At 65.0% G+C, this 15405-nt stretch carries 13 protein-coding genes; 5 read left to right on the plus strand and 8 right to left on the minus strand.

Annotated features, from left to right (window positions below):
- Window positions 1–2 precede the first annotated feature (2 nt).
- The 3 genes from ABH922_RS03305 to ABH922_RS03315 all read right to left on the minus strand — a co-directional run bounded on the left by ABH922_RS03305 (window position 3) and on the right by ABH922_RS03315 (window position 3038).
- The gene (locus tag ABH922_RS03305) at window positions 3–1664 is read right to left on the minus strand and encodes a GAF domain-containing protein (protein WP_424805568.1); all 1662 of its coding nucleotides are present in this window, start codon (window positions 1662–1664) and stop codon (window positions 3–5) included.
- An 80-nt stretch (window positions 1665–1744) separates the two neighbouring features.
- Window positions 1745–2236 carry a dihydrofolate reductase gene (locus tag ABH922_RS03310; protein WP_424805569.1) on the minus strand — a complete coding sequence of 164 codons (492 nt, stop codon included), beginning with the start codon at window positions 2234–2236 and terminating at the stop codon, window positions 1745–1747.
- 1 nt (window position 2237) lies between these two features.
- Window positions 2238–3038 carry a thymidylate synthase gene (locus tag ABH922_RS03315; RefSeq protein WP_424805570.1) on the minus strand — a complete coding sequence of 267 codons (801 nt, stop codon included), beginning with the start codon at window positions 3036–3038 and terminating at the stop codon, window positions 2238–2240.
- An 86-nt stretch (window positions 3039–3124) separates the two neighbouring features.
- Here ABH922_RS03315 and cobF point away from each other — a divergent pair, with 86 nt between their 5' ends.
- Both cobF and ABH922_RS03325 read left to right on the plus strand, forming a co-directional pair.
- Complete coding sequence (cobF, locus tag ABH922_RS03320) at window positions 3125–3865, plus strand: precorrin-6A synthase (deacetylating) (RefSeq protein ID WP_424805571.1); 741 nt, start codon at window positions 3125–3127, stop codon at window positions 3863–3865.
- Window positions 3866–3912: 47 nt separating this feature from the next.
- Window positions 3913–4779, plus strand: coding sequence for an Fpg/Nei family DNA glycosylase (locus ABH922_RS03325; RefSeq protein ID WP_424805572.1), 867 nt, complete (start codon window positions 3913–3915; stop codon window positions 4777–4779).
- On the opposite strand, the gene ABH922_RS03330 is transcribed toward ABH922_RS03325, so the two are convergent.
- On the minus strand, window positions 4772–5647 hold the full coding sequence (locus ABH922_RS03330; protein WP_424805573.1) for a LysR family transcriptional regulator: 876 nt from the start codon (window positions 5645–5647) through the stop codon (window positions 4772–4774). The genes ABH922_RS03325 and ABH922_RS03330 overlap by 8 nt on opposite strands.
- An 83-nt stretch (window positions 5648–5730) precedes the next feature.
- Here ABH922_RS03330 and ABH922_RS03335 point away from each other — a divergent pair, with 83 nt between their 5' ends.
- Window positions 5731–6969 (plus strand): MFS transporter, encoded by a 1239-nt coding sequence (locus tag ABH922_RS03335; protein ID WP_424805574.1) that lies wholly within the window; start codon window positions 5731–5733, stop codon window positions 6967–6969.
- Here ABH922_RS03335 and ABH922_RS03340 read toward each other — a convergent pair.
- From ABH922_RS03340 to ABH922_RS03355, 4 genes are read right to left on the minus strand one after another with little or no spacing between them, the layout of a single operon-like run.
- Entirely contained in the window at window positions 6919–8649 is a 1731-nt protein-coding gene (locus ABH922_RS03340) for a DEAD/DEAH box helicase family protein (RefSeq protein WP_424805575.1), read from the minus strand. The two genes, ABH922_RS03335 and ABH922_RS03340, sit on opposite strands and share 51 nt — an antisense overlap.
- A 27-nt stretch (window positions 8650–8676) precedes the next feature.
- Window positions 8677–10149, minus strand: a complete 1473-nt coding sequence (locus ABH922_RS03345; RefSeq protein ID WP_424809546.1) for a carboxylesterase/lipase family protein — start codon at window positions 10147–10149, stop codon at window positions 8677–8679.
- Between the two features lie 14 nt (window positions 10150–10163).
- Window positions 10164–11693, minus strand: a complete 1530-nt coding sequence (locus tag ABH922_RS03350) for a carboxylesterase/lipase family protein (protein ID WP_424805576.1) — start codon at window positions 11691–11693, stop codon at window positions 10164–10166.
- Between the two features lie 31 nt (window positions 11694–11724).
- Window positions 11725–13134, minus strand: a complete 1410-nt coding sequence (locus tag ABH922_RS03355; protein WP_424805577.1) for a dihydrolipoyl dehydrogenase family protein — start codon at window positions 13132–13134, stop codon at window positions 11725–11727.
- An 82-nt stretch (window positions 13135–13216) separates the two neighbouring features.
- Between ABH922_RS03355 and ABH922_RS03360 the strand changes: the two genes are divergently transcribed.
- Window positions 13217–13969: an SDR family oxidoreductase gene (locus ABH922_RS03360; protein ID WP_424805578.1), complete on the plus strand. Its 753-nt coding sequence runs from the start codon at window positions 13217–13219 to the stop codon at window positions 13967–13969.
- Window positions 13969–15291 (plus strand): NAD(P)/FAD-dependent oxidoreductase, encoded by a 1323-nt coding sequence (locus ABH922_RS03365; protein WP_424805580.1) that lies wholly within the window; start codon window positions 13969–13971, stop codon window positions 15289–15291. Before ABH922_RS03360 ends, ABH922_RS03365 begins: the two co-directional genes overlap by 1 nt.
- Window positions 15292–15405: the final 114 nt, after the last annotated feature.

Below are 15405 nucleotides of genomic sequence, written 5' to 3' on the forward strand. Positions count from 1 at the left end.
GGCTACATGCCGAGCGGTACCCGCCACAGAAGTCGGGTGCCGGTGGGCGTTCGGGGGCTGACCGAGCACACGCCACCACAGTGTTCAGCGCGTCGCTCGAGGTTGTGCAGGCCGCTCTTGTCGATGTTGTCCGGAACGCCGACTCCGTCGTCGTCGATGGTGATGGTGAATGCGGAATCGGCCGTGATCGAGATGGTGATCGATTCGGCTTGTGCGTGCCGAAGCACATTGCTCAGACCTTCGCGCAGAACGGCCTGAGCGTGTTTGTGGATGCGAGGATTCACGAGAACATCTATGGCGCCGGAGAATTGAACGCTCGGAGTGACCTCGGACTGCGCGGTACTCTCACCTATCACGTCGAGCAACCGTCGGCGCAGGCTCGTCGATTCGGTTGCAGTTGGTGACTGCAAGTCGAAAATCGTCGTGCGAATTTCGCGAATCGTCTTGTCCAACTGCTCGAGAGCTCGCGTGACGATCGTCTGCGCCGACTCGGAGAGGGCGCCGTCGGGCAACGTGCTCTGTAGACTCATACCGCTGGCGAACAATCGCTGGATGACGTTGTCGTGGAGGTCGCGGGCGATCCGGTCGCGGTCGGCCAGGACCGAGATGAGCCGCTGAGCTTTCTGCTTCTCGTCGAATTCGATTGCAACGGAACCTAGTTCGGCCATCGATTCGATACGCGTCAACTCGTCGAGATCCCAGTGCGTATTGGTCGAGTTCGATGCCACCACCACAGCGCCCGCCACGCCGGACGCGATGCTCATCGGTGCGACTACCGCGCTGCCTGCGTGCGGAACCAGTTCGGCCAGAGCGCCGAGTTCGGTGAAGACCTGCAGTCGTCTGGTGTTGCGGACCACGCTGAACGGGTAGGCGGTTTCCGGGATTCGAACCCCTCGAGACGTCGGCCGAGAGCTTGCCGCGGCGTGGACCTGGGCAAAACCGTCCTCACAGATCGCCACGATGACGTCGTCGGCCCCGGTGAGATCTCGCAACCCCCCGGCGAGAAGCTGCAGGCCGTCCTCGAGTGAGTCGCCGGCCAAGAGCCTGGACCGAATGGCGGACGTGGCCGTGAGCCATTTTTCGCGGGTGAGGGACTGCTCGAACAAGCGGGCGTTCTCCACCGCGATGCCCGCAGCCATGGCCAACGCCTCCAGGATGACTTCGTCCTCCGCGGTGAACTCTGCCGTGTGCCGCTTCTCGGTGAGATAGATGCTGCCGAAAACCTTCCCCCGCATCATGATCGGAGCCCCAAGAAAGCTCTCCATCGGCGGGTGGTTCGCCGGGAAGCCGACGGACTCCGGGTGGTCTCCCAGATGTGGCACCCGCAGGGTCTTAGGATGGTTCATGAGGACGCCGAGGACGCCGTGACCTTCGGGGAAGTGCCCCATCGTCGCGACCTGTTCGCTACCGATGCCCTCGTAGACGAACTCCGCCAGCCCACCTCCGGGGGCGGCCACTCCGAGCGCGCCGTACCGGCAGTCCAAAACTGTTGTGGCAGAAGTGATGATTCGTTGCAGCGTGAGGTCGAGATCGAGTCCGGATCCGACCACCAGAACAGCTTCGAGCAGTCGATTCAACGTGGGAACGTCGGCATTGGCGCTACTGAGTCGATCGAGCACCTCGCTGAAGTTGTCTGTCGGATTGTTCCCCGCTGAATCGACCATGCCGGCAAGCATATCGCCTGCACGTCGGACTGCTCCGACGGTGACGGCAATTCGCTCGCATTGTCAGCGCGGTGAGGCGGTCAGCGTGTGTACTCGAGCCAACGGAATCGAAGTCCGTTGTTCTCCGAGGTCTGCCACGGCTCGTCGACGGCCAGGTTCCAACCGGGCCCGATGGTGGGTGCGACCGCGTCGCCGTCCACGTCGAGGTCGATCTCGGTCACCAGCAATCGCGTCGCAACATCCATCGTGGCGGAGTAGATCTGGGCGCCGCCGACGACGACCGTATCGCCGTCCGGCAGTGCCAGGGCGGCGTCGACGGTGTGGACTACCTCGGCCCCATCCGCCGTCCAGGCCGGATCCCGGGTGATCACTATGTTGCGTCGACCGCTGAAAGGCCGGAATTTGGGCGGAATGGAATCCCACGTCCGTCGGCCCATGATCACCGGATACCCCATGGTGACGCGCTTGAAGTACGCCATGTCCTCGGGCACCCGCCACGGAATCGTGTTGTCCGCGCCGATGACCCCGCCGTGCGCCTGCGCCCAGACGAGAGTGATCGATCTGTCTCTCATGTCAGACTGCCACCGGGGCCTTGATGGCCGGGTGGTGCTGGTAGCCGATGATCTCGACGTCCTCGAAGGTGTACGCGAAGATGGAGTCACGGTGTGCGAGTTTCAATGTCGGCAAGGCGAAAGGTTCGCGGCCAAGCTGCTCGGTGACTTGATCGACGTGGTTGTCGTAGATGTGGCAGTCGCCGCCGGTCCAGACGAATTCACCGACCTCGAGGCCCGTCTGCTGAGCCATCATGTGGGTGAGGAGCGCATAGCTGGCGATGTTGAACGGAACGCCCAAGAACATGTCCGCACTGCGCTGATACAGCTGGCAGGACAGCTTGCCGTCGGCGACGTAGAACTGGAAGAAGGCATGACACGGAGCCAGAGCCATCTGCGGGATCTCGGCCACGTTCCAGGCCGAGACGATGATCCGCCGCGAATCGGGGTTGGAGCGCAGAGTCTGCACCGTCTGCGTGATCTGGTCGATATGCTCGCCCGACGGGGTGGGCCAGCTACGCCACTGGACGCCGTAGACGGGGCCGAGTTCACCGTTCTCGTCAGCCCACTCGTCCCAGATGGAGACGCCGTGCTCGTGCAACCAGGCCACGTTCGAATCGCCCCGCAGGAACCACAGCAGCTCGTTCACGATCGATCTGAGATGCACCTTCTTGGTGGTGATCAACGGAAATCCCTCGGCCAGGTCGAAGCGCATCTGATGACCGAAGATGCTCCGGGTTCCGGTGCCGGTGCGATCGGATTTGGCGGTACCCGTCTCCATGACGAGGCGGAGGAGGTCTTCGTACGCGGTGGAGACAGTCACGGCAACCAGTCTAGGGCCTCCTTCGCTGTGCGCCTTTATCAACCTCCGGCGGTTGATAAAGGCGCACAGCGAGATAGCCTCGGCGCATGCGCGAACTCTTGGTGATCGGTATCGGTGCGGGTGATCCCGACCAGGTGACCGTTCAGGCGATCAAGGCCATGAACAGGGCCGATACGTTCTTCGTCATCGGGAAAGGTGACGAGAAGCAGTCTCTGGTGGACTTACGCACCGGTATCCTCGCCGAGCACGTGCGCGGCGAATACACGGTGGTCGACATCACCGATCCGCCGCGCGACCGCACGCCCGACGACTACGAGGGCGTGGTCGAGGACTGGCACGAGCGCCGGGCGGCGAAGTTCGAGGCGGAGTTCGCGTCGGAACCCGGGGTGGGCGCAATTCTCGTGTGGGGCGACCCGTCGCTCTACGACAGCACACTGCGGATCGTCGAACGTGTACTGGCGCGCGGAAACGTCTCGTTCGACTATTCGGTGATCCCCGGAATCACGAGTGTGCAGTCGTTGGCGGCGCAGCATCGGATGGTTCTCAACCGGATCGGCGAACCGATTCACATCACCACCGGTCGCCGACTCGCCGACGGGCTGCCGGACGGCGTCGACAACGCCGTGGTGATGCTCGACGCACACTGCACGTTCACTCAGGTGACCGAGGACGACGCGGAAATCTGGTGGGGCGCCTACCTCGGGACACCGGACGAGGTGTTGATCTCGGGGCGCCTGCGCGAGGTGGAGGACCGGATCGTCACCGAGCGCGCCGAACTTCGGACGCGGCACGGTTGGATCATGGACACCTATCTGATCAGGCGCTGAATCGACCGGCCCTTCTCGGGCGTCGTTCCCGGCGTTAGGCTGGCCCGGTGCCTGAACTACCCGAGGTGGAAGCGCTGGCAGGATTCCTTCGCACGCATGCGACGGGGGCGGTGGTCGGCCGTGTCGACGTGGCTGCGCTCAGTGCGGTCAAGACGTTCGATCCGCCCGTCACCGCCCTGTCCGGGCGGGAGGTCACGGGCGCTGCACGGTTCGGCAAACACCTCGGACTCGACTGCTCCGGGTTGTGGTTGATCACCCACCTGTCGCTGGGCGGCTGGATGCGGTGGATCGACAAACCTGCCGCGACACCACCGAAACCGGGCAAGGGGCCGTTGGCATTACGCGTGCACTTCTTCACTCCGCAGGCGCTGACGCCGGCCTTCGATCTCACCGAAGCCGGCACCAAGAAGCGCCTCGCGGTGTGGGTGGTTCACGATCCGGTGAACGTGCCGGCAATAGCGCGGCTCGGCCCGGACGCGTCGGCCGTCACCGAACCGGAGTTCGCGCAGATCCTCGCCGGCAGCACGGCGCGGATCAAGAATGCGATGGTGGACCAGTCGCTCCTGGCCGGGATCGGGAACGCGTACTCCGACGAGATACTGCACACCGCGAAGCTTTCGCCGTTCGCCACGTCCGCCCGGCTGACAGCGGAGCAGACATCGGATCTGTACGCGGTGATGCGATCGGTATTGACCGACGCCGTCGAACGGTCCGCCGGTCAGGACGCTGCCCGACTCAAAGGCGAGAAACGATCCGGACTTCGGGTGCACGGACGCACTGGACTACCGTGCCCGGTGTGCGGTGACGTGGTACGCGAGGTGTCGTTCGCGGAGCGGTCCTTCCAATACTGCGCGACCTGCCAGACCGGGGGTAAACCGTTGGCGGACAGGCGGATGTCCAAACTGCTCAAGTAGCGAACTGGCCTGCGAGTACGGCCACGAACTCGCGGGCCAGTGCCGACGAGTGCGCCGGGTCCGTCACCGCGTGTACGACGCGGTAGGGCGCGTCGGCTATCGGAACGCAGATCAGCTCCGGGTGATCCTCGCGCACCGATCGTGGGAGCAGCCCGACACCGAGTCCGTGAGTGACCAGCGAACAGATGAGCTCCACGGAGTTCGCCTCGAAGGTCCGTCCGCGTGGGATCGCGGATTCGGTGAACGCCTGATCGGTTTGGATTCGGGCTTCGCTGCCGGTGGAGAAGTCGACGAGGTCGAGTCCGCGCAGATCCTCGAGCCTGATCGACGACGCTTCACGCAGCGGATGCCCCGGCGGGACGAAGGCGGCGGTGGGTTCGGTCCACAATCTGGTGGCCGCGAACGTTCGGGGCAGCCGACCCGGGGCGAGCCCGACGATCCCGACATCGACGGCGCCGGAGCGCACACCGTCGACGATCACTTCGCTCCCGTACGGCCGAACCGTGGCGTTGACGGCCGGGTGACGACGCGTCAGCTCGGCGAGCGCCTGCCCGATATCCGCGCGGCCGGTGGAGGTGATAGTCGCCACGGTCAGCCGCACCTGCTCGCCTGCGCCATCGGATACGTCACTGACCAGACGCGAGACCGATCCGAGTACGTCCTGGGCCCGTCCGACGAAGATCTCGCCTGCGGCAGTCAGGGTGACGTTGCGGCTGTTCCGGCTGAACAACTCGACGCCCAGTTCCCGCTCCAGATCCTTGATCTGGGCGCTCAGGGCGGACTGGGAGACGTGAACTCTCGCGGCGGCGCGCGAGAAGTGGCGCTCTTCGGCCACGGCCAGCGCGTAGCGGATGTGACGCAGCTCCATGAGATCAATCTATCTGTTTCAACGATCGATAGTGCGGAACGATCTATTGGACATATAGGGGCGTTTCGGTCCAGGCTTGGCGGATGACCGGCGATACGCGCCCGACACTTCGACTTCCGATCGTGCTGCTCATGGCAGCGGCGACCGGACTTTGTGCAGGCGGAAACTACTTCAATCAACCGCTCTTGGATTCGATCTCCCAGCACCTCGGCGTGTCCGCGCCCACGGCCGCGGCGACGGTGACCATCGCACAGGTCGCGTACGCCGTGGGGCTGGTGTTCCTGGTGCCGGTCGGAGACATGGTCGATCGCCGTAAACTGGCCGTCGGTCTGCTGCTGCTCGCGGCTGCCGGTCAGGCCGTCAGCGGGTTCGCCGTCAACTTCGCCATGCTGGCCGCCGGTATCGCGGTGGCGGGAGTGTTCTCGGTGGCCGCGCAAATCCTCATTCCGTTTGCGGCGTCACTCGCCGACCCGGAACGCTCGGGTCGGGTGGTGGGAACGATCATGAGCGGGCTGCTGCTCGGAATCCTGTTGGCACGCAGCGTTGCCGGACTGCTTTCCGGTATCGGCGGCTGGTCGACGGTGTACAAGGTGGCAGCAGCCCTGATGCTGCTGATGGCGCTTGCGCTGTGGCGATCGCTACCGGCAGATGCGGGCAACCGGTCGACGGTCGGTTACCGCGCCACTCTCGCATCCGCGGGGAAGCTGGCGGCGACCATTCCCCGCCTGCGTACCCGTTCGGCGATAGGCGGACTCTCTTTCGCTGCGGTCAGTACCGTCTTCACGACCATGGCCTTCCTGCTCTCGTCCGAGTTCGGGTACGACGACGTACAGATCGGACTCGTGGGCCTGCTCGGTGTTGCCGGCGCGTTGGCGGCGACGGTCGCCGGACGCCTCGCCGATCGTGGTCTCGGTCAGATGGCGACGGGCGGCGCTCTGCTGGTCCTGTTGGCGTGCTGGCTGCCGTTCGTGATCGGCGGCACCCACATCCTGTGGTTTCTTCTCGCCTTCGTGCTCGCCGACCTGGCACTGCAAGGGGTGCACGTCAGCAACCAGAACGTCATCTACGGACTCGCACCCGAAGCCCGGTCGCGGGTCACATCGGTGTACATGACCACGTATTTCGTCGGCGCCGCTGTCGGTTCAGCGGTGGGGTCGGTGATGTGGGACCGCTACGGCTGGACCGGGGTGTGCATCGCGGGAGCCACGTTCTCGCTGGCGACTGCTGCCGTGTGGTGGCTCGATCTGCGCGCCGACGACACGGTACGGGTGTCAGGACGAGGACGTGAGGACGTCGGGGTCGAGCCATTGGGCGCCGAGTAGCTCGGCGAGTGAGCGCAGACCCGACAGATCACCGCCCTTCAGTTCGGTGACCGAGTTCAGATTGCGGAGCATCGTCTCCGCCACCTGCTCCTCCGTGGTGCCGACACCGTAGGGGACGAGCCACGGGCAGACCTGGTAGTCACGGTGCGAGCGGCCGAACGTCTGGACCGCTGCGATTCCCGAATACCTTGGTTGGTGCAGGATTCCGACGCGGGGAGTCGGGCTGGCATGGGAGCCGTCCGGTAGCGCCTCGTTCGCGTGCAGTGAGATCGACGTCGTGACGTTGAAGACGATCACCGGTGCGTGCCCGCGCTGAAACCTCAACCGCTGTGCTGCTTTGTCGGTGCTCGCACCGAAGATGCCGGCCACGGAAATGCCGTAGCCCTCGATCATCTCGACCAGCGGGGTGCCTGCCGTCCCGACGAACTCGACGGCGATCAACACCTGCTCACCGGCCTCGACGCGAGCACGCGCCCACTGCGCGGTGGATTCGGCCCGGATCATGCCCGCCTTCTGGCGGTAGCGCAACACCAGTGCCCGACCGCGCGCGATGTTGCGGCTCTTGCGAGCGAGACCCATTTCGTAGGCGTACTCCGCCCATTCGGTCTCGTACTGCCTGCGCTGCTGCGCCGTGAGATCGATCGGCATCGCGTCCAGCGGAACCGGTCCCCACGGCATCGGCCGGTGAATCATCACCGGCGGATCGACGTCCGTAAGCCACCCCCGCACCGTCGCCGCGGCGTCACGGCGCAACTCCGGGGAATCCTTCGCCTCGGCGCTCCACGTCCACTTGCCGTAGGACCGCTCGAGTGGCAGCCCTGAATCAGCCAGGCGTGCACCCAGATTCGACCAGGTGGCGGGCGATTCGCCGTGAAGTTGAGCGAAGAGCGGAGCCAGATAACGCTGATCCGCCGGGGTGTGACCGGGGGTCGCGGTGAGGGCGAGGACGAACGGTGCGCGCTCGTGTGGGGCACTGAACCGGGCGACTTTCTCGAACGCCGCGGTGCGCTGCGTGTCGTTACTGTACAGCTGGGCTTCGTCGGCGATCACGATCGAGAACGTGTACGTGGGTCGACCGTTGCGGGAGACGAGCTTCTTGACCTGATCGGGGGAGATGATCAGCCAACGAAGACCACCGTCACCGACCGAGGCGATCGAGTACCGCCAGTGTGCCGTCGTGATCTGTGCCGGGCGGTCGACCAGGACGAGAACGGTGTTCACGCCGCGCTCCCCGGCAATCGATTTTGCCGCCACTATCGCCGTGAGGGTCTTGCCCAGGCCCGCGTCGTCGGCGAGAAGGAAACCACGACGACCGGCCAGCGCCGCGTCCACGATCGCCTGTGCTCCCGACAGCTGTTCTGGACGAGGGATTTTCGGTGCCGACATCGCGCCGTCTCCCGGGATGTCGTTGACCTCGTCTTCGAGCCATCGCTGATAGGAATAGGGTAGTGCCTGAAACGGGGCGAGCTCCGCAGGTAGTGCAGTGCCGACCCATGCGTAGCACTTCCACTTCTTCACGTATCGTGCGCCGGGAGCCGACGTGCGAAACGGGACATCGAGCACCCAGACTCGTTCTCCGGCCGCAGCACACGGTATCTCGTCCGTCACCGAGCGTGTGATGTTGCGTGCTGGGGTCTTGCGTGTTGAGGTGGTGCGGATGCTGCGTTTACGTGGTGGCATGTGGTGCAACTCGTCTCGGGCGATGTTTCAGCGGCGGTGCTCGTAGCCGAGCCAGGCCCGTCGACGATCCCCCAGCGGGTCGCTTGCCACCTTACTGTCGCTGTCGAAGATCATGGTCCGGCGCTCCGGAACCGTGTACAGGGGCCAGTCCCGGCCCGGGGTCCCGCCGTGAGCGAATTCTATCCAGTGGCCCTGCATCGACGCGGTGACGTCCGCCAGGCCACGACGTCCACCGAGGGCTGTCAGCACGGAGGTGAACACGTCCGATCGCCCGAACACCGCGTACAGTTCGGTGGCATGGGTGGCGCCGACTCCGGCCAACTTCAGTAGCCGAGGTGCAAAATCGTATCGGTACGAGTAGGTGGGCGCGATCTGTGAATGCCCTTGCGCGCACAGGATCGACGGTTCCCAGAAGGTGACGTCGCCGCCCAGGTCGGCCGCGGCACGTCGATGTGGGTACCTGGGATACGCCGCGAGCACGCGTGCTTTCACCGACGGCGGCGTGCGGTCGAACATCTTCTCGATCCGCCGATGCTCGGTGGGCAGGATGTCCAGGAGACGGGGAAAGATCCTGCCCTCGTGCAGGTTCGATCCGACGATCAACGGCACCGGGTGGCTTCGTCCGGCGGCGAATACGTCCAGTGGATGCTCGGGCAGGATGTCGTCGCCGACAACGGGGGCGAAGATGCGTGTCCCCGGTTCGTCCTCGACGCCCCTCTTCGCGACCTCGTCGGCTGTGGTCACCAGAGTGTGTGCGTCCACCGATCGTAGCCAGTGTCCCGCCTGATCGTCGGTGATCCCCGCCGCCTGCACAACGTCGCGGGCCCAGCCCTGTGCCCGCGGAGCCCCGTATGCCGATGCGGCAGGAGGGCTCTGGGCGATTGCGCGGGCGAAAAGACCCTCGGCTGCGGGGGAGGCCATCAGCGTGGTGACCGCGTTGGCCCCCGACGATTCCCCGAACAGAGTGACGTTGTCCGGATCGCCACCGAAAGCCTCGATGTTGCGTTTGATCCAATTCAGCGCTGCGATCTGGTCGCGAAGGCCGAGATTGGATTCGAAAGAACTGTCAGGGGTGGAGAACTCGCGAAAATCGAGGTAACCGAGGGCGCCCAGACGATACTGGATCGACACGTACACCACCTCGCCGCGTTCGACCAGGGAAGTCCCGTGGTATTTCGGGGCTGACGGGCTGCCGCCGTTGTACGCGCCGCCGTGGACGAAGACCATTACCGGGCGTAGCTGATCCGCATTATTCTTCGGTGCAACGATGTTGACGAACAGCGCGTCTTCGTCACCCTTGCCATTCCCCTGCGGAGCTACGGCACCGAACGTCTCGGCGGGGCGGGTTCCGATCCACGGCGTCACCGGAGTGGGAGCGCGCAACCGCAGCGGCCCCACCGGCGGCGCCGCATACGGAACACCGCGCCAGACCCGCACATCGCCGTCGTGGCGGCCGCGAATGAGACCTGACTCGATCTCGATCTCGAGTGGACGCTTCAGCACTCTGCCGTCGGTCACGGCGCCACGACATCGTCCTGGCGGGTGCGGTATCCCGCATATCCCGCCCACGCCTGTCGTTGAAGGCGCCGCGGATCGTCCTCGACGCGGATCACCTCGTCGAAGATCATGGTGCTGCGCTCGTCCACGTCGTAACTCGGCCAGGAACCACGTGGCACACCGTTTTTCGCGAAGTGCAGCCAATGGCCCTGCATGGATTCGGTGACGGCGCGCAGTCCCGACCGGCCGCCGGGAAGGGTGAGGCCACGACCGATCAGGGTGTCGCCGACGCCGAAGACGGCGAGCATCTCGAGTCCGTGCGTGGCGTCGAGGCCGAGCCAACGCAGCAGAGTCGGCGCAAAATCGAAGCGGTAGGCGTACGTGGGGGCACGTCGTGAATGACCCTCGGTGATCTCGACCGCCGGATGCCAGAACGTCACGTCGCCGCCGACGTCGACAGCCGCGTCCGCTCCCGGATATCCCGGATAGGTTGCCAGAATACGTTTCCCGGCTTCCGGGTCGGTGAGGGCGAACATGGTCTCGATGCGTGCCGGATTGGTGGGCAGACCGTCGAGAATCTTGGGAAAGAGCGTGCCCTCGCGTCGGTTGGTTCCGATGATCAACGGCACCGGATGTGCGAGACCGTCCGCGAAGACGTCCAGCGGATTCCGGGGTAGGAAGTTACCGTCGATCACCGGTCCGAACGGATGCAGACCCGGAGTGTTCTGGAGAACCTCGGAGCCGAGTCTGCTGCCTGCGCGACCGAGTTCGACGGCAGAAACGTCGGTGAGCGCCTGTGCCGGTGGTGCATCGGAATGGAGAATCTCCATGAATCGAGCACCCCAGGCGTGGGAGAGGGTCGAGGTGGACACCAGATCCGGTGCCGGACTTTCCGCGATCGCACCGGCGAAAAGGCCGGCTGCCGAAGGCGTTGCCATCAAAGTCGTCACTGCGGTGGCACCGGCCGATTCGCCGAAGACGGTGACACGATCGGGATCTCCGCCGAAAGCCGCGATGTTCCGCTGTACCCATTCGAGGGCGGCCACCTGGTCTCGAAGCCCGAGATTGGAATCGAAAGACCGTTCAGGTGTGGAGAACTGGGTGAAATCGAGAAATCCCAGAGCTCCCAGGCGGTAGTTGACCGAGACGTAGACGACGTTGCCGCGCCGCACCAATGACGACCCCGCGTACAGGCCGGTGGCCGAGGTGCCGATGGTGTTGGCCCCGCCGTGGATGAACACCATGACTGGCAGCGGTTCTCGGGCGGATTCGGCCGGGGCGAGGACATTGAGTGTCAGGCAGTTTTCACTACTCGGCTGATATTTGCCGGGGGCGAGTATCAAACCCTTCTTGTGCTGGACCGAGGCATCACCGAAACGGCCGGCGTCACGTTCCCCGGTCCACGAGGTCACCGGTTGCGGAGCACGTAGGCGCAGATCGCCGGTCGGCGGCTGAGCGTACGGGATACCGCGCCACGCCCGAAGTGACCCCACTCGGCGCCCGCGCAGAGTCCCCTCCGCCGTACTCACCACAATGTCGGATGCCATGGTCGCGACTATACGTAATCTCCGGGCACGGTCATCGGCGTGCTTCCAGGAGTCGAAGCCACACTTCGCCGACCGTCGGATACGACGGCACCGCATGCCAGAGCGTCTCGAGTGGTACCGCGCCCACAACCGCGACGGTGGCCGCGTGCACCAGTTCGGAGACGTCGGGACCGACGAACGTGGCGCCCAGAACGACGTCGGCGCTGCGGTCGATCACGAGCTTCGCGCGGCCCGAATAGTCCTCACGCAGCAGCGACGACCCGGCGACGGCGAGTTCGATGTCCACGACTTCGACGTCGTAGCCGTCGGTGCGCGCCTGCTTCTCGGTCCGTCCCACCCACGCGACCTCGGGTGTGGTGAACACGACCTGCGGCACTGCGCCGTGATCCGACGACGCGGTGAACCTGGTCCCGTTCAGCAGGCGGTGTTCGGCACGAGCGGCAATGACGTCCCCGCACACCCTGGCCTGATACTTACCCATGTGGGTGAGCGGGGCACGGCCGTTGGCGTCACCGACGACGTACAGCCAGTCGCCGAGTGCACACAGATGATCGTCGGTGCCTACGTACTCCCCGTCCGTCAGACCCACCGACGACAGTCCGAGGTCGGTCGAGGACGGCCTGCGTCCGGCCGCGACCACCACTTCGTCCACCTCGAGGACGCCCGCCGAGGTGGACAGTGTCACCGGGCCGCCGTGCACGTTACCCTCGCCGGTTGCGCGCGCATCCGGCCGCGACACGGACGTGACGGCGGTGTCGAACCTGACGTCGATGCCGCGAGCGCGCAATGATTCGGCCACCATGACGCCGGCGAACGGTTCGGCCGTCGTCAACAGCGCGGGCCCACGCACCAACAGCGTCACCGCGGAGCCGAGCGAGGACAACCACGTTGCCGATTCCGTGGCCACCACACCGCCGCCCACGACGGCGACCCGGGCAGGTACCTCGTGCAGGTTGGTCACATCTCGCGACGTCCAGGGCAGCGCTTCGCGAAGACCAGGCGTTGCAGGCACGGCGGCGCTGGTTCCGGTGGCGATCACCACCGCATGCCTCGCCCGAAGCCTGCGCTTGCCGTCGACGACGACAGTGCGTTCACCATCGAGCGCGCCGTGCCCCCGGATCACCTCGATGCCGGCCGACGTGGCCCAGTCGACCTGCGACGAGTCGTCGTGGTGGTGAGTGAAGGAGTCGCGGCGGGCGAGGACGGCGTCGACATCCAGCGGACCGGCGGTGATGCCGGGCAACGCCGCCACGGCGTCGAGTACCTGCCCAGGTCGGAGCAGCGCCTTGCTGGGCATACACGCCCAGTACGAACACTCACCGCCGACCAATTCGTGTTCCACGATCACCGCGGTGCGATCACTTCCGGCGACGGCGTAGGCCGCGGCGTTCTCGCCTGCAGGCCCACCACCGACAACTATGACGTCGAATTCGTCGGTCATCGCACCACGGTAAGCCGATTCGGTCGAACTTCGCTTGGTTACCGACCGGTAGAGCGAGCCGGGCCTCGCTACAGTTGCACTCATGACGCGGCAGAGAATATTGATCACCGGCGCCAGTTCCGGTCTCGGCGAGGAGATGGCCAGGAGGTTTGCCGCAGCGGGACGCGATCTCGCGCTGTGTGCCCGACGCGTCGACCGACTCGATGCGCTGCGGGCCGAACTCGTCGCCGAGAATCCGTCGATCTCGGTGGCGGTACGTGCCCTCGACGTCACCGAACACGAGAGCGTGGTTCGGGTGTTCGGTGAACTGCGTGACGAACTGGGCGGGCTCGATCGGGTGATCGTCAACGCCGGTCTGGGCAAGGGCGCCAAGATCGGGACCGGAAAGGCCCGCGCCAACCTCGCTACCGCGCAGACGAACTTCGTCGGAGCGCTGTCCCAGTGCGAGGCTGCCCTCGAGATCTTTCGGGACGGCAACTCCGGGCATCTGGTGTTGGTGTCGTCCATCAGTGCGGACCGAGGACTACCCGGACCGAAAGCCGCCTACTCGGCCAGCAAGGCCGCTCTCGCGTCGCTGGGCGAATCATTGACGATCGAGTTGGCGCGCACACCCATTCGAGTCACCACCCTGCTGCCGGGATTCGTCGAAACAGACATGTCCGCGCGTTCAGGTGATGCGAGCCGGCTGACTGCAAGCCTCGACTCCGGCGTCAGCGCCATGGTCGATGCCATCGAGAAGGAGAAAATCCGCGTGGCACTGCCCGGCCCGACGTGGAAGGTGATCGACACCGCCCTGCGCTTCCTGCCCAACTCCGTCACAGCGAGGTTCCTCTGATGAGTATGCACATCTCCAACGGCAAGCCCCGTGTCGTCATCGTCGGTGGCGGATTCGGTGGCCTCTACGCAGCCAGGCGACTGAAGAACACCGACGTCGAGGTGGTGCTGATAGACCGGGGGACCAGTCACGTCTTCCAGCCGCTGCTCTACCAGTGTGCCACCGGACTTCTCTCCGAGGGGCAGATAGCCAGCCCGATCCGTCATCTACTCGAGGGCAACAAGAACACGAATGTCATTCTCGGTGAGGCCAAGTCGGTGGACGCAGAGGCCGCAATACTGACGGCCAGCCGTTTCGACGGATCGAGCATCGAGCTGAAGTACGACTATCTCGTCGTCGCCGCCGGAATGCGACAGTCCTATCACGGGCAGGAGGACTTCGCGAAGTGGGCGGTGGGAATGAAAACCCTCGACGACGCACTCGCCATCAGGCGCAAACTGATCGCGGCTTTCGAGATGGCGGAATCTCTGCCCACCCCGCAGGAGCGGGCTCCGTGGCTGACCTTCGCGGTGGCGGGAGGAGGTCCGACCGGAGTCGAATTGGCCGGACAGATACGTGAATTGGCGATGTATGCCCTCACGCACGAGTTCCGGGCGATCGACCCGGACGAGGCCAGAGTGCTCTTGTTTCACGGCGACGATCGGGTGCTTCCCTCGTTCAGCGCCAAACTGTCCCGCGCGGCCAAACGAACCCTGGACGGAATCGGGGTGGAAACGCATCTCGGCGTTCACGTCACCGGGGTCGACGAAACCGGTGTCGAGACCACCGACAAGAAGACCAAGGAGAAGCGGCGATACGAAACCCGTACCGTTCTGTGGACAGCCGGGGTCGAGGCGGTCCCGTTCGTCACGCAACTCGCCGGCGCACTGGGCGTCGAGCAGGTGGGCGGTGGGCGGATAGCCGTCGAAGCAGACCTGACCGTGCCTGGACATCCGAATATCTGGGTAGTCGGCGACATCATGTCGCGTGACAAACTCGCCGGCGTCGCAGAAGTGGCCATGCAGGGCGGTCGCCATGCCGGGGACCGGATCGCAGCTACCGTGCGCGACGGAGTTCCGAGCCGAGCACCGTTCAAGTATCGAGACCTCGGAACTGCGGCGTACATCTCCCGTCGACACGCGTTGCTGCAAGCCGGACCGATACAGCTCTCGGGTTTCCTGGGATGGGTGGCATGGGGATTGATCCACATCGCGTTCCTCGCCGGGTTCCGAAATCGCGTCAGCACCGTACTCAACTGGGGGGCCACTCTGGCATCGCGAACACGTCGCGAACGGGCAATCACCTACGGCGATCCCGAAACAGCTCGCCAGCCGTACCTCTGAGTAATCAGCCGTACCTCTGAGTAACACCGTGTACGAGTACTACCGCGCGTGGGCCTGTTCCCTTGCAGGAAACTGTCAGGATCGTGCCGGCCTGCGGTCAGGTAGTCGTCCGAC

This window comes from Rhodococcus sp. 27YEA15 (genome assembly GCF_049739425.1).
Taxonomy (GTDB): Bacteria; Actinomycetota; Actinomycetes; order Mycobacteriales; family Mycobacteriaceae; genus Rhodococcus_F.